This window comes from Pseudomonas sp. H2_D02, from assembly GCF_054677635.1.
The window spans coordinates 4,485,481-4,502,506 of record NZ_CP162816.1 but is presented as its reverse complement, the minus strand read 5'-3'; the positions used below and the strand labels follow the sequence as shown (position 1 = coordinate 4,502,506).

Genomic DNA, 17,026 nt, shown 5'->3' with positions numbered 1-17,026 from the left:
TTATCCCCGCTCGAGTGCGAAGCGCTCGCCATTTGCTAGCGTTGCATCGATACGGGGCCTGCTGCGCAGCCCAGCGGGGCGGTGCGACGTTTCACTAAATCCCCTCGCCACAGGAAAGCAGTTCTCCAAGCAGATCAACGTTCTTACAACAACGTCGCCCGACAATCGAGCACCAACCGCGCGCCCCCCGACTCGCTGCGATCCACCTCCAGCGTAAACCCGTGCAGGCTGACAATCGCGGCGACGATCGACAGGCCGAGGCCGAATCCGCCGTGTTGGCTGCTGCCCTCGGCGCGATAGAAGCGTCGAAACACCGCCTTGCGTTCGGCCTCGGGGATGCCGGGGCCGGAGTCGAGCACTTCGATGCGGGTGCTGTCGCCCTGGTCCACGCCCCGCAGGATCACTTCGCCGCCCGGCGGGGTGAATTTGATCGAGTTGCTCAGCAGATTCGACACCGCTTCGAACAGCAGTGCCCGGTCGCCGTTGAGCAGGGGTAGGGCGTCGGGCACTTCCAGGGTGAAGACTAGCTCGCGCTCTTCCGCCAAGGGCAGATAGAAATCATGCAATTCCTGCAGTAGCTGCAACGGATCGAGGCGCACGAAACCTGAGCGGCGCTGCTGGTCCTCCAGTTCCGAAATCCTCAACAGGCCACGAAACCGCGCCATCAGCGTATCGGTCTCGGCGATCACCTGATCCATCTGCAACGCTTCGGGGGAGCCGTCGGCGGCTTCCTGCTGGATGCGATAGAGCTGGGCGCGCAGGCGGGTGAGCGGGGTGCGTAAATCGTGGGCGATGTTGTCGCACACGCCCTTGACCTCGTTCATCAGCCGTTCGATGCGGTCGAGCATGGCATTGACGATCGCTGCCAGCATGTCCAGTTCATCGCGCCGACTCGACAGCGGCAGGCGATGGGTCAGGTCGCCGGCGACGATGGCTTCGGCACTGGCCTGCAGTTTGCGAATGCGTTGCAACGGTCGACGGCGCAACAGGTGCCAGCCAGCGATGCCTGGCAGGATCGTCAGCGAGACGCCCCAGAACAGCGCGTGCAGGATGATGCGCGTGACGGCGAACAGCGAACCGTTGTCCCGGGCCAGTACCAGCCAGCGGCCGTCCTGGGTCCGGGACGCCACGGCATCGCAACTGTCGGAAGGCACGTCCGGATCGTCGGAATCCACGCAGCCGCCGAGCATGTGGATCTTGCCGTCGAGCGGCAGGTCGGCGGGGATTCGCTGGATCGGCCCGCTCAGGTGACGCAGTTGCGGGTCGAACAGGCCATAGGCGTCGACGCCGCGTTCGTCCAGGGTCAGGCTGGCCATCAGCGCGTCTTCCAACTGATCGCCGTGGATGCGCGCGAACAAATGCTGGCGCTGCATCAGGGAGTGCTTGGCGAGGCTGTCGAGGTAGCCGAATACCTCGTAGTACATCACCCCCATCAGGATCGCGCTCCAGAGCACGAACAGCGAACTGTACAGCGCCAGCAGGCGGCTGCTGGAGGAGCGCCAGCCCTTAGCGGGGTTCAGCAATGACATAGCCGGAACCCCGTACCGTGCGAATCAGCGGTTCCAGGCCCGGCGGGTCGATTTTCTTGCGCAGGCGGCCGATGTGGACGTCGATCAGGTTGGTGCCGGGGTCGAAGTGATAACCCCAGACTTCCTCGAAAATCATCATGCGCGAGAGGATCTGCCCGCTGTTGCGCATCAGGAATTCCAGCAGTTTGTATTCGGTGGGCAGCAGGCTCAGCAACTGCCCGTTGCGGCTGGCTTCGCGGCTGATCAGGTTGAGCTCCAGGTCCGCTACCCGCAAGGCGGTTTCCGGTTCACGGGCGCCGTTGTTGCGTCGCAGCAGCACTTCGACCCGGGCGGCCATTTCGTCGGTGGCGAACGGTTTGGTCAGGTAATCGTCGCCGCCTGCCCGTAGACCACGGACCCGCTCATCGACATCGGAGAGGGCGCTGATCATCAGGATCGGCGTGGCGACGCCCATGCTTCGCAGTTGTGTGACGATCACCAAGCCGTCGAGCTCGGGCAGCATGCGGTCCAGGGTAATCAGGTCGTAGTCGCCGCTGACGGCACGTTCCAGGCCCTCGCGGCCGTTGTCGACCCAGTCGACATCCAGGCCGTTGCGGGTCAGTTCGGCGACGATCTCACGGGCGGTCACGGCGTCGTCTTCGATGGTCAGGATGCGGTTCATGGGCAGTACCGTGTGGGGAAGTTGGAGCGACTGCGCAGCATTTTGCCAAAGAATACCTGTCGGCTTTCTGAAAAAAAGTTCATCAGGCGCCAGCCTGCGCATTCAGTGGCCTGGATCAATACTTCGTCACAAATATTCCCTAACATCATTGCCCTGCGCACCATCATGCTGCGCCCGCTGCCCTGTTCTGGCGCGCTGTCGCCGATGGGCATTGACGCAAGGCAAAGAGTGGCGTGCCGCAAGGAGCCGGGACCGACTGAACTTTCAAGGAAGAGCTGCATGATGCAACCTCAAGACCTCATACACCGACCATTTGATATCCAACCCCTGGAACAGGCCGACATGACCGTGCACCTGGACGGCCAGGCTGTCAACGCCGCCCAGGGCGAAACCGTGCTCACGGTCATCCAGGCGCTGGGCCAGCGCCAGGTCGCGCGCAACGATCATGACCAGATCAGCGGTGCCTATTGCGGCATGGGCGTGTGCCAATGCTGCCTGGTCAAGATCGACGGTCGCCACAAGCGCCGCGCCTGCCAGACCCTGGTGCGACCCGGCATGCACATCGAGACCCGGACCAACCGCATTGCCGAAACGGAGGCGCCATGAACCACGATCCGGTGATTGTCGGCGGCGGCCCGGCAGGTATGGCGGCGGCCATTGAGCTGGCCGCCCATGGCGTGCGCTGCAGCTTGCTCGAAGAGGCGCCGCGCCTGGGTGGGGTGGTGTATCGCGGGCCTTTGCGCGACGGGGTACGCCTGGATTACCTGGGGCCGCGCTACAGCGAAGCCCTGGAAAAACTCCACGGTGAATTCCAGCACCATGCCGGCCTGATCGACGTGCGACTGGGCAGCCGGGTCATCGGCGCCGAAGGGTTCCGGGCCCTGATGCTGCTGGATGCCGACGAGCGCTTGCGCGAGGTCGCCTACTCCCAACTGATCCTCGCGGCCGGTTGCCATGAACGCAGCGTGCCGTTTCCTGGCTGGACGTTGCCGGGTGTGATGATGCTTGGTGGCTTGCAATTGCAGATCAAGAGCGGCGTGGTCAGGCCACCAAGCCCGGTGGTGATTGCCGGTACGGGGCCGCTGCTGCCATTGGTGGCCTGCCAGCTACATGCCTCGGGCGTCACCGTGGCGGGCGTCTACGAGGCCTGTGCGTTTGGCCGGATCGCCAAGGAAAGCCTGGCGTTGCTGAACAAGCCGCAGCTGTTCCTCGATGGCCTGGGCATGCTCGCGTACCTCAAGCGGCATCGCATTCCGGTGCGTTATGGCTGGGGCGTGGTGCGAGCCGAGGGCGAGGGTGAGTTGAGCGGCGTGACCGTCGCGCCGTATTCCGCCGATTGGGCGCCGGACCTTGAACGCGCCGAACAGTTGCCGGCCCAGACGCTGGCGGTTGGCTACGGGTTCATCCCGCGCACCCAGTTGAGCCAGCAGATGGGCCTGGAACATGGCTTCAGCGAAGACGGTTATTTGCGTGCGATGTCCGATGCCTGGCAACGCAGCAGCGAGGCGCATATCCACCTGGCGGGCGACATGGGCGGGATTCGCGGAGGTGAAGCCGCCATGTTGAGCGGGCGTATTGCCGCGCTGTCAGTGCTGATGCAACGCAATGTCCTGGATGAGCCGGCAGCCCTGGAGCGGCGTGGGCGCTATCAGGCCCGACTGGAGCGGATCATTCGCTTTCGCGCCGCCGTCGATCGCTATACCCGGCGCGGGGCGGGCCAGACTGCGCTGCCCACTGCCGAGACGGTGATCTGCCGCTGCGAGCATGCCACCCGTGCCGACATCGACCGAGCCCTGGAGCAGGGTGTGCAGGACATGGCCAGCCTGAAAATGCGCACCCGCGTCAGCATGGGTGATTGCCAGGGGCGCATGTGCGTCGGTTACTGCAGCGACCGGTTGCGCGAGGCCACCGGACGCGCCGATGTGGGCTGGTTGCGGCCGCGGTTTCCGATCGATCCGATTCCATTTTCAGCCTTTCAGAATGTCGGCACGGAGGCCGCTTCCCATGACTAAGCACTATGACGTGGTGATTGCCGGCGGCGGCGTGATTGGCGCTTCCTGTGCCTATCAGCTGTCCAAACGCAGCCATTTGAAGATCGCCCTGATCGACGCCAAGCGTCCCGGCAACGCTACCCGTGCGTCGGCGGGCGGCTTGTGGGCCATCGGCGAGTCAGTGGGCCTGGGCTGCGGGGTGATTTTCTTCCGCATGATGTCGGCCAATCGCAAGCGCCAGGCCCAGGGCGCCGCCGTGGCAGTGGATGCGAGTACGCCGCACATCCTGCCCGACTCGTTTTTCCAGTTCGCCTTGCAGTCCAACGCGATGTACCCGCAACTGCATCGCGAGTTGCTTGAGCGCCACGGCATGGATTTCAAGTTCGAAGAGACCGGGCTGAAGTTCGTGATCTATGACGATGAGGACCGCTTGTACGCCGAGCACATCGCCGCCTCCATTCCCCATCTGGCCGATCAGGTGCGTTGGCTCGACCAGGCGGCCTTGCGCGAGGCAGAGCCAAATGTGAGCCATGAGGCCCTCGGCGCTCTGGAGTTTCTCTGCGATCACCAGGTCAGCCCGTTCCGCCTCGCCGACGCCTACACCGAGGGCGCGCGGCAGAACGGCGTCGACCTGTACTTCAACACCCACGTGACTGAAGTCTTGCGCAGCGGCACGCGGGTGACCGGCGTGCAAACCGCCGAAGCCGGAACGTTCAATTGCCGGATTCTGATCAATGCCGCCGGCGCCTGGGCGGCGGACCTCAGCGAGCAGGCCACGGGCGTGCGGATTCCGGTCAAGCCGGTCAAGGGCCAGATCCTGTTGACCGAACGCATGCCCAAGATCCTCAACGGCTGCCTGACCACCAGCGATTGTTATGTGGCGCAGAAAGACAACGGCGAAATCCTGATTGGCAGCACCACGGAGGACAAGGGGTTCGACGTGACCACCACTTACCCGGAGATCGAAGGGCTGGTGCAAGGCGCGATGCGTTGTATTCCGCAACTGGCCGACATCAATCTCAAACGCACCTGGGCCGGCCTGCGTCCCGGCTCACCCGACGAGCTGCCGATCCTAGGGCCGATGCGCGGCGTGGAGGGCTACCTCAACGCCTGCGGACATTTCCGCACCGGCATCCTCACCTCGGCCATTACCGGGGTGTTACTGGATAAACTGGTCAATGATGAGCCGTTGCCGCTGGACATCACGCCGTTCCTCGCGGATCGGTTCGAGGTGGCGCCGATTGCAGAACCAAGGGAAATGGAACCGGTCTGAGCAAATCCTGTGATCAACCGGTCCCCTGTGGGAGCGAGCTTGCTCCGGGCGGCGATCCGACGATAGCGTCCGTTCAGCCAATATCAATGGTGATTGATACGCCGCCATCGCGAGCAAGCTCGCTCCCACACCGTTCTCGGCTGTCCGCGGAATTTCGTTCGCCAAAGAAGCTGTGGGAGCGAGCTTGCTCGCGAAGGCGTCATATCAGTCGGCATCCATGGTGACTGATGCACCGCTTTCGCGAGCAGGCTCGCTCCCACACGGGAATGTATCCAGCCGGTTATTCCACCGGTGTGCTGAGGAACGCTTCCAGTTCTTCGGCGTAGGCGGTGAATGCGCTGATCTGCGGGAAGGCTTTGCCTTCGACCTGGTCCGCGACCAGGAGGTTGGTGAAGGTCCAAGCCACGGCGACGGTAATGCCGGCCTGGTCGATGGAGCCATCGGTGGGCAATGGCTGTTTTGCCAGCGCTTGCTCCAACCCGCCGTATGCCGCCAGCAGTTGGCCGGAGATCCGCTCGAGCCACGGACCGTGCTGGATTTCCGCCGGCCGCAGGGTACGTTCGTAGTAGATCTGCACCGACTTCTCGCACGCCGCCAACGCCAATCCGATCAGTTGCAACGAGCGCAGCCGTTGTTCCGGACCGTTCGGCATCAGGCTGCGCGTTGGCCCGGCCAGGGCCTCCAAGTAATCGATGATCAAGGTGGAATCCATCAACACCGAGCCATCATCCAAGACCAGGGTCGGTGCCTTGACCACCGGGTTGATGCTCTGGAAGTGCTCGAATTGCCTGAACACCGACACCGATTCGTGTTCCAGGGCGATCCCCAGGCGTTTGGCGGAAATGGCGACGCGGCGTACATAGGGCGAGTCCAGCATGCCGATCAGTTTCATGGCTTCTCCTTCAGCGGTTTTCAGCTCGGGCATCAATCCTCGAAGCCGACCTGTTCATGGATTTCATCAACCTTGAGTTCAAGGCGGTAGGCCACGGCGATGAACAACGCCTGGCACAGGCACAACGTCGCACTCAACGAGCGGAACGCGAATGAGCTGCCTTCGTTGACCAGCAGCACCGCGTTGGCCCGCTTGGCCAGCGGCGACAGGTTGCTGTCGGTGATGATCAGCGTCTTGGCCTGGTGATGCTGGGCAATGCGCAGGCAATGCTGGGTTTCCTTGCCGTAGGGCGTGAAGCTGATGGCGATGACCAGGTCATTGGCCCGCACGCTGCGCATCTGCTCGCGATAACTGCCGCCCAGGCCGGACACCAGGTGAATGCGCTTGTTGGTGTGTTGCAGGTTGTAGACCAGGTAGTCGGCCACCGCGAATGAACGCCGCACGCCGACCACATAGATATTGTCGGCATTGACCACCAGGTCCACGGCTTTTTCGAACGCCTCGTCGTCCAGTTCCAGCCCCAGGCGCTCGATACCTGACAGGGTCGCGTTGACGCATTCACGGGCCAGGTCGCCGGCGCTGGCCTTCTGCGATTTGTTGGCGATCATGCTGCGGATGCGCTGCTGGTAGTTCTGCACCGGCGTGGTCTTGTGGGTATAGGCCTCGCGGAACAAGGCCTGCATTTCGCTGAACCCGCTGAAGCCGAAGCGCTGGGAGAACCGTACGATGGCCGAAGGGTGGACTTCGCATTCCCGGGCGATGTCGCTGATCCGATCCACCATGATCCGGTCGCTTTGCTGGCTCATGTAGCTGGCGATGCGCTTGAGCTGGCGCGGCAGGCTTTCGTATTCCTCGGTGATCAGTTGCAGCAGACGCTCGGCGTTGATCGGTGGGCTGGGGAGGGCGGCTTCGGACGCACTCTCGGACGGCGCCGGCAGATCGGGGCGGGTCATAGGAAATCCTTCTGGCTTGTTCTTATAGGGCAGCCCGCGGAAACGGGCCGCCCTCGACAATAGGTTGGCTGGTCGCAGTCTACAGCGTAGGCGCCGGGAAAATCATGGTTGAGCGAAGTTGTCGCGCCTGCTGAAACGATGCACTGCGTCTGGCCCGGTTGAGCAGTAGCATATTGGAAAAAATATTCCACGATAAAAATTTATGGAAAAAATATTGATTATTGGCGCTGGCTCGTTTTAGTCTGCATCCACCAAAGCGCTGATGTCGGTTCCGACGACCAGCGCAGGCTGATAAAAATAACAGGAGCCAGCATGGGCCAGACTCGTTTTGCCAGTGGGCGTCAATTGGATGTGATCTGCCTGGGACGCCTGGGCGTCGATCTTTACGCGCAGCAAGTCGGCGCGCGCCTGGAAGATGTTTCAAGCTTCGCCAAATACCTGGGCGGATCATCGGCCAACATCGCCTTCGGCACGGCTCGCCTGGGCCTCCGGTCGGCGATGCTGAGCCGGGTCGGCGACGATCACATGGGGCGCTTCCTGGTGGAGTCCCTGGCGCGCGAAGGGTGTGACGTCAGCGGGATCAAGGTCGATCCTGAGCGACTCACCGCCATGGTCCTGCTGGGCATCAAGGATCGCGAGACCTTTCCCCTGGTGTTCTACCGGGAAAACTGCGCCGACATGGCGCTGCGGGCCGAAGACATCGACGAAGCCTTCATCGCCTCCAGCAAGGCGCTGCTGATCACCGGCACCCATTTCTCCACCGAAGGCGTCTACAACGCGAGCGTCCAGGCGCTCGACCATGCGCGAAAACACAACGTCAAGTGCGTCCTCGACATCGATTACCGCCCGGTCCTCTGGGGCCTGGTAGGCAAGGCCGATGGCGAAACCCGTTTCGTCGCCGATCGTAAAGTCAGCCAGCACGTGCAAGGGATCCTGCCGCGTTTCGACCTGATCGTCGGCACCGAAGAAGAATTCCTGATTGCCGGTGGCAGCGAAGATCTATTGAGCGCACTGCGGACGGTGCGCTCGCTGACGACCGCAACCCTCGTGGTCAAGCTCGGCCCGCAAGGGTGCACGGTGATCCACGGTGATATCCCAAGCCGATTGGAGGACGGTGCGCTTTATCCAGGCGTGCGGGTTGAAGTCCTGAATGTGTTGGGCGCAGGCGATGCGTTCATGTCGGGTTTCCTCGCCGGTTGGCTGGAAGACGCCAGTGATGAGCGCTGCTGCCAATTGGCCAACGCCTGTGGCGGCCTGGTGGTGTCGCGCCATGCGTGCGCCCCGGCGATGCCGACCCGGGCCGAGCTCGATTATCTGTTCAAGAGCCCGGTGCCCATTACCCGCCCGGACCAGGATGCCGTGTTGCAACGGCTGCATCAGGTCAGCGTGCCGCGCAAGGCTTGGAAACAGCTGTTCATCTTTGCCTTCGATCATCGCTGGCAGTTGGTGGAGCTGGCGCAGAAGGGCGGTCGTGAGCTGAGCAGCATCGGCGAGCTCAAGCAACTGTTCATCCAGGCGGTGGAGCGGGTCGAAGCCGACCTGCAACGCCAGGGCATCGACGCCGATGTCGGGCTGCTGGCCGATCAGCGTTTCGGCCAGGATTCGCTCAACGCGGCCACCGGACGTGGCTGGTGGGTGGCGCGGCCCGTGGAGGTGCAGGGCTCGCGACCGCTGGCGTTCGAGCATGGGCGCTCCATCGGCAGCAACCTGATCGCCTGGCCGCAGGAACAGATCATCAAATGCCTGGTGCAATTTCACCCCGACGACGAGCCGCTGCTGCGCCTGGAACAGGAGGCGCAGTTGATGGGCTTGTATAAGGCGTCCCAGGCCAGTGGTCATGAGTTGCTGCTGGAAGTCATCCCGCCGAAGGATCATCCATCGGCCCATCCGGACGTGCTTTATCGCGGCCTCAAGCGCCTCTACAACCTCGGAATTTTCCCGGCGTGGTGGAAGATCGAAGCGCAGACAGCCGAAGACTGGAAGCAGCTCGACGAGTTGATCCAGCAACGCGACCCGTACTGCCGTGGCGTGGTGCTGCTGGGCCTCAACGCCCCGGCCTCCGCGTTGGCCGAGGGCTTCCGCCAGGCCAGCCAAAGCACCACCTGCCGCGGGTTTGCCGTGGGCCGGACGATCTTCCAGGAACCGAGCCGGGCCTGGTTGGCCGGGGAAATCGATGATGAAACGTTGATCCGGGACGTGCAGGGGCGGTTTGTGGAGTTGATCGAGGCGTGGCGTGCTGCACGGGCCTGAAGGGTGTTGTGCCGGCTTTTGTGGCGAGGGGATTTATCCCCGCTGGGCTGCGAAGCGGCCCCAAAACCGGCAACTCGGTGTGTCAGGCAACTTGCATTAAGTCTTTAAGGGGCCGCTTCGCGACCCAGCGGGGATAAATCCCCTCGCCACAATAAGTATTCCAAACGATTTTCGTTATTCAGTTTGAAAAACAATAAAAGGTGCAGCCATGCCCGCAATCCGAATTGGCATCAACCCGATTTCCTGGAGCAACGACGACCTGCCATCCCTCGGCGGCGAGACGCCCTTGAGCACGGCGTTGAGCGAAGGCAAGGAAATCGGCTACGAAGGTTTCGAGCTCAATGGCAAGTTTCCCAAGGACGCCAAGGGCGTCGGCGACGTGCTGCGCCCGTATGACCTGGCGCTGGTGTCCGGCTGGTACTCCAGTCGCCTGGCGCGGCGTTCGGCCGCCGAGGAGATCGACGCCATCGCCAGTCATGTCGAGCTGTTGGCGCAGAACGGCGCGACGGTGCTGGTCTATGGCGAGGTGGCGGACTCGATCCAGGGCCAGCGCATCCCGCTGATCGAACGCCCGCGCTTCCACACTGACGAAGCCTGGCAAGCCTACGCCGACAAGGTCACCGAACTGGCGCGCTTCACGCTGTCCCAAGGCGTGCGCCTGGCGTATCACCACCACATGGGCGCCTACGTCGAGTCGCCATCGGACATCGACAAGTTGATGGCCCTGACCGGCAGCGAAGTGGGCCTGTTGTTCGACTCGGGCCACTGCTACATGGGCGGCGGCGAGCCGTTGCAAGTCCTGCGCAAGCACATCGAGCGCATCTGCCACGTGCATTTCAAGGACGTGCGCAAACCGGTGGTGCAGTTGGCACGCAACAACCTCTGGAGTTTCCCCGACTGCATCATCAACGGCACCTTCACCGTGCCGGGGGACGGCGACATCGATTTCGCCGCGTTGCTCGACGTCCTGCTCGCCGCCGATTACCACGGCTGGCTCGTGGTGGAAGCCGAGCAGGATCCGGCGGTAGCGCCGAGCTATGTCTACGCCAAGAAGGGCTACGACACCTTGCGTGCCCTGCTGCAAGAGAGGATGCCGGCATGAGCCTGTTGATCAAGAGCAATCCCAGCGGCCAAAAGCTGGTCGAACTGCCCCATGGCGCGTTGGAGTACGTGGGGTTCGCCGCCTACCGCCTGAGCCTCGGCGAAACCCTTCCGGTGATGGCCGGTGATAAGGAATTGTGCGTGGTCCTGCTCAGCGGACGCATAGACCTCAAGGGCGAGGCGCCAGGGCAGGGAGCCTTCAATTGGGACAACCTCGGTGATCGCCAATCGGTGTTCGAGGACAAATCACCCTTCGCGGCGTATCTCCCGCCCGGCAGCCAGGCCCAAGTCACCGCCCTGAACGATGTGCAGGTGGCGGTGTGCGCCGCGCCGGGGGCTGCCCAGCATACTTATGGTCCACGGCTGATCCGTCCGGACAGCATGAAACGCAGCGTGCGCGGCAAGGGCGCCAATACCCGCTACGTCTGCGACATCCTGCCCGACAGCGAGCCGGCCCATTCGCTGCTGGTGGTGGAAGTGCGCACGCCGTCCGGCCATTCGTCCAGCTACCCGCCGCACAAGCACGACACCGACGACCTGCCTCACCAGAGTTTTCTCGAAGAAACCTATTACCACCAGGTCAACCCGTCCCAGGGCTTCGTGTTCCAGCGGGTCTACACCGACGACCGCAGCATCGACCAGGCCATGGCCGTGGAGAACAGTGACCTGGTGGTGGTACCCAAGGGTTATCACCCGGTCAGCGTGCCCTATGGGTACGAGTCGTATTACCTGAATGTCATGGCCGGTCCGAAGCGGGTCTGGCAGTTCCATAACGACCCGCAGCACAGCTGGCTGCTCGACCTCTGAATTCCAATATTCCAACGGAGAACCAGGACAATGAGCGACACCCCGGTAATAGGCCATTACATCAACGGCCAAGTGCAGGACAGCGAAACCGCGCGCTCCAGCAACGTCTTCAACCCGGCCACCGGCGCGGTGCAGGCGCGGGTGGCCCTGGCCGAGCCGAGTACCGTCGACGCGGCGGTGGCCTCGGCGCTGGCGGCGTTCCCGGCCTGGTCCGAACAGTCGTCGTTGCGCCGTTCGCGGGTGATGTTCAAGTTCAAGGAACTGCTCGACCGCCATCACGACGAACTGGCGCAGATCATCAGCCGTGAACATGGCAAGGTGCTGTCCGACGCCCACGGTGAAGTCACTCGCGGCATCGAGATCGTCGAGTACGCCTGCGGTGCACCCAACCTGCTCAAGACCGATTTCAGTGACAACATCGGCGGCGGTATCGACAACTGGAACCTGCGCCAGCCGCTGGGTGTGTGCGCCGGCGTCACGCCGTTCAACTTCCCGGTGATGGTGCCGCTGTGGATGATTCCGCTGGCATTGGTTGCCGGCAATTGCTTCATCCTCAAACCTTCGGAGCGCGACCCGTCCGCCAGCCTGCTGATGGCTCGCTTGCTGACCGAAGCCGGCTTGCCGGACGGCGTATTCAACGTCGTCCAAGGCGACAAGGCGGCAGTGGATGCGCTGTTGCAGCACCCGGATATCGAGGCGATTTCCTTTGTCGGCTCTACGCCCATCGCCGAGTACATCCACCAGCAGGGCACCGCGCATGGCAAGCGCGTGCAGGCCCTGGGCGGGGCCAAGAACCACATGATCGTCATGCCCGACGCCGACCTCGACCAGGCGGCGGACGCCTTGATCGGCGCGGCCTACGGCTCGGCCGGCGAGCGCTGCATGGCGATTTCCATTGCCGTGGCGGTGGGCGATGTCGGCGATGAGTTGATCGCTCGGCTGCTGCCGCGTATCGACCAGTTGAAGGTCGGCAATGGCCAGCAGCCCGGCACCGACATGGGGCCGCTGGTCACCGCCGAGCACAAGGCCAAGGTGGAAGGTTTTATCGACGCCGGTGTGGCCGAGGGCGCTCGGCTGATCGTCGACGGTCGGGGTTTCAAGGTGCCGGGGGCCGAGCAAGGATTTTTCGTCGGCGCGACGCTGTTCGACCGGGTCACCGTCGAGATGAGCATCTATAAGCAAGAGATCTTTGGCCCGGTGCTGGGCATCGTTCGTGTACCGGATTTCGCCACCGCGGTGGCGCTGATCAACGCCCATGAGTTCGGCAACGGCGTGTCGTGCTTCACCCGTGACGGCGGCATCGCCCGGGCGTTCGCGCGCAGCATCAAGGTCGGCATGGTGGGCATCAACGTGCCGATCCCGGTGCCGATGGCCTGGCATTCCTTTGGCGGCTGGAAGCGTTCGCTGTTCGGCGACCACCATGCCTATGGCGAGGAAGGCCTGCGTTTCTACAGTCGCTACAAGAGCGTGATGCAACGCTGGCCCGACAGCATCGCCAAGGGCCCAGAATTCAGTATGCCCACTGCCCAATAAACTCATCTCATGAATGCCGGAGGGAGAACAACAATGAACCAGCCCCTGCGTTTTGCCTTGAACCGAATGGTTGCCCCACGCCTGTCACTGCCTGCTTTCATCGACTTGGCGCTGGCGTTGAAAACCGATGCCATCGAGATTCGCAATGATCTGAAAGGTGTCGAGATCGAAGACGGCATGCCCCCGGCCCGCGTCCGCGAGTTGTGCGAGGCACGCGACATCAAGGTGCTGTCGATCAACGCCCTGTACCCGTTCGATGTATGGAACGAAGAGCGTCGCGCCCAGGCTGTGCGCCTGGCCGACTATGCCCGTGAGTGCGGTGCCGAAGGGCTGGTGATGTGCCCGCTCAACGACCGCGCGGACCCACGCAGCGAGGCCGAACGTGCGTCGGGGCTGCGCACGGCCCTTAATGAACTGGCACCGATCCTGCGCGCCTTCGGCATCTACGGTTTCATCGAGCCTTTGGGTTTCGAGGAGTGCTCGCTGCGGCGCAAACGCACGGCGGTGGAAGCGATCAAGGCCATTGGCGGGCTGGACGTGTTCCGCCTGGTGCATGACACCTTCCACCATCATCTGGCCGGCGAGCAGGAATTCTTCCCTGAACTGACCGGGCTGGTGCACATCTCCGGGGTCGAGGATGCCAAGGCACCCTTGGCGACGATTCGTGACGGCCACCGGGTGCTGGTGGGCGAGGGCGATATTCTCGGCAATGCCGGGCAGATCGAGGCGCTGCTCCGCGGCGGCTATGACGGTTACCTGTCCTTCGAGCCGTTTGCCGAAAGCGTTCATGAGTTGGCCGATATTCGCCAGGCGTTGGGGGCGAGCATGAATCACTTGCAAAGCTCCCGGGCCTGACACGATTTGCTGAACGATGGAGCCTCCCCTGTGGGAGCGAGCTTGCTCGCGATAGCGGTATGTCAGGCGACATTAATGTTGGATGTATGGTCGCCTTCGCGAGCAAGCTCGCTCCCACAGTTGACCGAGTTGCGTTTGAAAAAGGTGCAAGCATGACCACAACACGACTGACCATGGCCCAGGCCCTGGTGAAATTCCTCGATAACCAGTACGTCGAGGTCGATGGCGTCCAGAGCAAGTTTATCGCCGGGGTGTTTACCATTTTCGGCCACGGCAACGTGCTGGGCCTGGGCCAGGCGCTGGAGCAGGACAGCGGCGACCTGGTGGTCCATCAGGGCCGCAACGAGCAGGGTATGGCCCATGCCGCCATCGGCTTTGCCAAGCAGCACCTGCGGCGCAAGATCTACGCCTGTACTTCGTCGGTCGGTCCCGGCGCGGCGAACATGCTGACCGCTGCCGCCACCGCGACGGCCAATCGCATCCCGCTGCTGCTGTTGCCGGGCGATGTCTACGCCAGTCGCCAGCCGGACCCGGTGCTGCAACAGATCGAGCAATTCCATGACCTGAGCATCAGCACCAACGATGCGTTCAAGGCCGTGAGCAAATACTGGGATCGCATCAACCGCCCCGAGCAATTGATGACCGCCGCGATCCATGCCATGCGCGTACTGACCGACCCGGCCGAAACCGGCGCGGTGACCCTGGCGCTGCCCCAGGACGTGCAGGCCGAAGCTTATGATTACCCGGATTACTTCCTGCAGAAACGCGTGCACCGCATCGACCGCCGCCCGGCCACCGAAGCGATGCTCGGCGACGCGTTGGCGCTGTTCAAGGGCAAGCGCAAGCCGCTGATAATCTGCGGCGGCGGCGTGAAATACTCCGGGGCCAACGCGGCATTGCAAGCCTTCGCCGAGCGCTTCGACATTCCTTTTGCCGAAACCCAGGCGGGGAAAAGCGCCATCGTCTCCAGCCATCCGCTGAACGTGGGCGGCGTCGGCGAGACCGGTTGCCTGGCGGCGAACCTGCTGGCCAAGAAGGCGGACCTGATCATCGGCATCGGCACCCGCTACAGCGATTTCACCACCGCATCGAAATGGCTGTTCCAGCACCCCGAAGTGCAGTTCCTGAACCTCAACATCAGCCCGTGCGACGCGCTGAAACTCGACGGCGTGCAACTGCTGGCCGACGCCCGTGCAGGCCTGGAGGCGCTGGCCGGCAAACTGGGGGACTACCGTGCCGAATGGGGCGGGCAGATCGCCGACGCCAAGGCCCAGCTCGACGCGGAAGTAGACCGGATCTACCAGGCGGATTTCCAGACCCAGGATTTCGTCCCGGAAATCAACGATCACATGGACCCGGCGGTGTTTCGCGAATTCATCGAGCTCACCGGCTCCTGCCTGACCCAGAGCCGCGTGCTGGGCACGCTCAACCAAACCTTGGCGGACGACGCCATCATCGTCGCTGCCGCCGAGCAGCCTGCCTGGCGATTTGCAACGCAGCTGGCGGAGCAAGGGCGTGAACACCTACCACGTCGAATATGCCTATTCGTGCATGGGCTACGAGGTGAATGCGGCGTTGGGCGTGAAGCTCGCCGAGCCGGACAAAGAGGTCTACGCGCTGGTAGGCGACGGTTCCTACATGATGCTGCATTCGGAACTGGCGACCTCGATCCAGGAGCGCCGCAAGATCAACGTGGTGCTGCTGGATAACATGACCTTCGGCTGCATCAACAATCTGCAAATGGAACACGGCATGGACAGCTTCGGCACCGAGTTCCGCTTCCGCAACCCCGAGACTGGCAAGCTCGACGGCGGCTTCGTGCCGGTGGACTTCGCCATGAGCGCGGCGGCCTACGGCTGCCAGACCTACAAGGTCAAGACGCTGGACGAGTTGCACGCCGCCCTGGCCGATGCCCGGCGCCAGACGGTCTCGACGCTGATCGACATCAAGGTCCTGCCCAAGACCATGATCCACAAATACCTGTCGTGGTGGCGGGTCGGCGTGGCGCAAGTCTCCACCAGCGCCCGCACCGATGCCGTCGCCAAGACCCTCAACGAACGACTGGCCAAGGCCCGTCAATACTGATTGCGCCAACACCTACATTAAGGAGTTCCACATGTCTTTGAAGCTGGGCGTCATCGGCACCGGGGCCATCGGCCAGGACCATATCCGTCGTTGCAGCCAGACCTTGCTCAACAGCCAGGTGGTGGCGGTGACCGACATCAACCTTGCCCAGGCGGCGAAAGTGGTGGCCGACCTGAAACTGACCGCCGAGGTGTATCCGGACGGTCACGCGCTGATCAAGGCGCCGGACGTCGAGGCGATCCTTGTCACGTCCTGGGGACCGAGCCATGAAGAATTCGTGTTGGCGGCCATTGCGGCAGGCAAGCCGGTGTTCTGCGAAAAACCCCTGGCGGTCACGGCCGAAGGCTGCCGCAAGATCGTCGAAGCCGAAGTGGCCCACGGCAAGCGCCTGGTGCAGGTCGGTTTCATGCGGCCATATGATGAAGGTTATCGAGCGCTCAAATCGGTGATCGACAGCGGCCAGATCGGCGAACCGCTGATGCTGCATTGCGCCCACCGCAACCCGAGCGTGGGCGAAAACTACAAGACCGACATGGCGATCACCGACACCCTGATCCACGAGCTGGACGTGCTGCGCTGGCTGCTGGCCGATGACTATGTGTCGGTGCAGGTGGTGTTCCCGCGCAAGAGCAGCAAGGCCTTGGCTCACCTGCGCGATCCGCAGATCGTCCTGCTGGAAACTGCCAAGGGCACGCGGATCGACGTCGAGGTGTTCGTCAATTGCCAGTACGGTTACGACATCCAATGCGAAGTGGTGGGGGAGACCGGCATCGCCAAGCTGCCGGAACCGTCCCAGGTGCAACTGCGCAGCGGCGCCAAGTTGTCCAATGCGATCCTGATGGATTGGAAGGATCGCTTCATCGCCGCTTATGACGTCGAGTTGCAGGCGTTCATCGACGGCGTGCGCGCCGGGCAAGTGGGCGGGCCGTCGGCGTGGGATGGTTTTGCGGCGGCGGTGGCGGCGGATGCCTGCATCGAAGCGCAGCAGAGTGGGCAGATCGTCAAGGTCGACCTGCCGGAGCGGCCACGCTTTTACGGCTGACCACATTCCCTCTGTGGGAGCGGGCTTGCTCCGGGCGGCGATCCGACGAAGACG

At 63.0% G+C, this 17,026-nt stretch carries 14 protein-coding genes and 1 pseudogene; 10 read left to right on the top strand and 5 right to left on the bottom strand.

Annotation, left to right across the window (positions count from 1 at the left end):
* Window positions 1-143 precede the first annotated feature (143 nt).
* The 3 genes from AB4N42_RS20485 to AB4N42_RS20475 are packed head-to-tail and all read right to left on the bottom strand — an operon-like array spanning window position 144 to window position 2,471.
* Window positions 144-1,529: a sensor histidine kinase gene (locus tag AB4N42_RS20485; RefSeq protein WP_030141266.1), complete on the bottom strand. Its 1,386-nt coding sequence runs from the start codon at window positions 1,527-1,529 to the stop codon at window positions 144-146.
* Complete coding sequence (locus tag AB4N42_RS20480) at window positions 1,507-2,190, bottom strand: response regulator transcription factor (protein WP_030141267.1); 684 nt, start codon at window positions 2,188-2,190, stop codon at window positions 1,507-1,509. The genes AB4N42_RS20485 and AB4N42_RS20480 overlap by 23 nt, the downstream gene beginning before the upstream one ends.
* The gene (locus AB4N42_RS20475; protein WP_030141268.1) at window positions 2,187-2,471 is read right to left on the bottom strand and encodes a hypothetical protein; all 285 of its coding nucleotides are present in this window, start codon (window positions 2,469-2,471) and stop codon (window positions 2,187-2,189) included. The genes AB4N42_RS20480 and AB4N42_RS20475 overlap by 4 nt, the downstream gene beginning before the upstream one ends.
* A gap of 1 nt (window position 2,472) precedes the next feature.
* Here AB4N42_RS20475 and hcnA point away from each other — a divergent pair, with 1 nt between their 5' ends.
* Genes hcnA through hcnC form a run of 3 tightly spaced genes read left to right on the top strand, consistent with a single transcriptional unit; the run spans window position 2,473 to window position 5,454 of the window.
* The gene (gene hcnA, locus AB4N42_RS20470) at window positions 2,473-2,796 is read left to right on the top strand and encodes a cyanide-forming glycine dehydrogenase subunit HcnA (RefSeq protein WP_258650973.1); all 324 of its coding nucleotides are present in this window, start codon (window positions 2,473-2,475) and stop codon (window positions 2,794-2,796) included.
* Window positions 2,793-4,202 (top strand): cyanide-forming glycine dehydrogenase subunit HcnB, encoded by a 1,410-nt coding sequence (gene hcnB / locus AB4N42_RS20465; RefSeq protein WP_030141270.1) that lies wholly within the window; start codon window positions 2,793-2,795, stop codon window positions 4,200-4,202. The genes hcnA and hcnB overlap by 4 nt, the downstream gene beginning before the upstream one ends.
* Window positions 4,195-5,454 carry a cyanide-forming glycine dehydrogenase subunit HcnC gene (hcnC, locus tag AB4N42_RS20460; RefSeq protein ID WP_030141271.1) on the top strand — a complete coding sequence of 420 codons (1,260 nt, stop codon included), beginning with the start codon at window positions 4,195-4,197 and terminating at the stop codon, window positions 5,452-5,454. Before hcnB ends, hcnC begins: the two co-directional genes overlap by 8 nt.
* A 280-nt stretch (window positions 5,455-5,734) precedes the next feature.
* Here the strand turns inward: hcnC and AB4N42_RS20455 are convergent, their stop codons facing one another.
* Together AB4N42_RS20455 and AB4N42_RS20450 are read right to left on the bottom strand one after the other, a co-directional pair.
* Window positions 5,735-6,346 carry a glutathione S-transferase gene (locus AB4N42_RS20455; protein ID WP_258650589.1) on the bottom strand — a complete coding sequence of 204 codons (612 nt, stop codon included), beginning with the start codon at window positions 6,344-6,346 and terminating at the stop codon, window positions 5,735-5,737.
* 32 nt (window positions 6,347-6,378) lie between these two features.
* Window positions 6,379-7,299, bottom strand: coding sequence for a MurR/RpiR family transcriptional regulator (locus tag AB4N42_RS20450; protein ID WP_030141273.1), 921 nt, complete (start codon window positions 7,297-7,299; stop codon window positions 6,379-6,381).
* 312 nt (window positions 7,300-7,611) lie between these two features.
* On the opposite strand from AB4N42_RS20450, the gene AB4N42_RS20445 reads away from it, so the two are divergent.
* The 7 genes and pseudogenes from AB4N42_RS20445 (at window position 7,612) to AB4N42_RS20415 (ending at window position 16,972) form a co-directional block, all read left to right on the top strand.
* Entirely contained in the window at window positions 7,612-9,549 is a 1,938-nt protein-coding gene (locus AB4N42_RS20445) for a bifunctional 5-dehydro-2-deoxygluconokinase/5-dehydro-2-deoxyphosphogluconate aldolase (RefSeq protein ID WP_460115236.1), read from the top strand.
* Window positions 9,550-9,757: 208 nt separating this feature from the next.
* Window positions 9,758-10,651, top strand: coding sequence for a myo-inosose-2 dehydratase (gene iolE / locus AB4N42_RS20440; RefSeq protein WP_030141275.1), 894 nt, complete (start codon window positions 9,758-9,760; stop codon window positions 10,649-10,651).
* Window positions 10,648-11,457 (top strand): 5-deoxy-glucuronate isomerase, encoded by an 810-nt coding sequence (iolB, locus tag AB4N42_RS20435; protein WP_198797445.1) that lies wholly within the window; start codon window positions 10,648-10,650, stop codon window positions 11,455-11,457. Before iolE ends, iolB begins: the two co-directional genes overlap by 4 nt.
* Before the next feature lie 30 nt (window positions 11,458-11,487).
* Window positions 11,488-12,990 (top strand): CoA-acylating methylmalonate-semialdehyde dehydrogenase, encoded by a 1,503-nt coding sequence (locus tag AB4N42_RS20430; protein ID WP_334597421.1) that lies wholly within the window; start codon window positions 11,488-11,490, stop codon window positions 12,988-12,990.
* A gap of 33 nt (window positions 12,991-13,023) precedes the next feature.
* Entirely contained in the window at window positions 13,024-13,845 is an 822-nt protein-coding gene (locus tag AB4N42_RS20425) for a TIM barrel protein (protein ID WP_198797447.1), read from the top strand.
* A gap of 152 nt (window positions 13,846-13,997) precedes the next feature.
* Window positions 13,998-15,930: pseudogene (gene iolD, locus AB4N42_RS20420) on the top strand (3D-(3,5/4)-trihydroxycyclohexane-1,2-dione acylhydrolase (decyclizing)).
* A 31-nt stretch (window positions 15,931-15,961) separates the two neighbouring features.
* A complete protein-coding gene (locus tag AB4N42_RS20415) occupies window positions 15,962-16,972 on the top strand; it encodes a bifunctional inositol 2-dehydrogenase/D-chiro-inositol 1-dehydrogenase (protein ID WP_030141281.1) in 1,011 nt (336 codons plus the stop codon).
* Window positions 16,973-17,026 lie beyond the last annotated feature (54 nt).

Excerpts from the sequence above, each read along its gene's own strand:
- AB4N42_RS20485 (WP_030141266.1), bottom strand. The coding sequence starts at position 1,529 with ATGTCATTGCTGAACCCCGCTAAGGGCTGGCGCTCCTCCAGCAGCCGC.
- AB4N42_RS20480 (WP_030141267.1), bottom strand. The coding sequence starts at position 2,190 with ATGAACCGCATCCTGACCATCGAAGACGACGCCGTGACCGCCCGTGAG.
- AB4N42_RS20475 (WP_030141268.1), bottom strand. The coding sequence starts at position 2,471 with ATGCAGCTCTTCCTTGAAAGTTCAGTCGGTCCCGGCTCCTTGCGGCAC.
- hcnA (WP_258650973.1), top strand. The coding sequence starts at position 2,473 with ATGCAACCTCAAGACCTCATACACCGACCATTTGATATCCAACCCCTG.
- hcnB (WP_030141270.1), top strand. The coding sequence starts at position 2,793 with ATGAACCACGATCCGGTGATTGTCGGCGGCGGCCCGGCAGGTATGGCG.
- hcnC (WP_030141271.1), top strand. The coding sequence starts at position 4,195 with ATGACTAAGCACTATGACGTGGTGATTGCCGGCGGCGGCGTGATTGGC.
- AB4N42_RS20455 (WP_258650589.1), bottom strand. The coding sequence starts at position 6,346 with ATGAAACTGATCGGCATGCTGGACTCGCCCTATGTACGCCGCGTCGCC.
- AB4N42_RS20450 (WP_030141273.1), bottom strand. The coding sequence starts at position 7,299 with ATGACCCGCCCCGATCTGCCGGCGCCGTCCGAGAGTGCGTCCGAAGCC.
- AB4N42_RS20445 (WP_460115236.1), top strand. The coding sequence starts at position 7,612 with ATGGGCCAGACTCGTTTTGCCAGTGGGCGTCAATTGGATGTGATCTGC.
- iolE (WP_030141275.1), top strand. The coding sequence starts at position 9,758 with ATGCCCGCAATCCGAATTGGCATCAACCCGATTTCCTGGAGCAACGAC.
- iolB (WP_198797445.1), top strand. The coding sequence starts at position 10,648 with ATGAGCCTGTTGATCAAGAGCAATCCCAGCGGCCAAAAGCTGGTCGAA.
- AB4N42_RS20430 (WP_334597421.1), top strand. The coding sequence starts at position 11,488 with ATGAGCGACACCCCGGTAATAGGCCATTACATCAACGGCCAAGTGCAG.
- AB4N42_RS20425 (WP_198797447.1), top strand. The coding sequence starts at position 13,024 with ATGAACCAGCCCCTGCGTTTTGCCTTGAACCGAATGGTTGCCCCACGC.
- AB4N42_RS20415 (WP_030141281.1), top strand. The coding sequence starts at position 15,962 with ATGTCTTTGAAGCTGGGCGTCATCGGCACCGGGGCCATCGGCCAGGAC.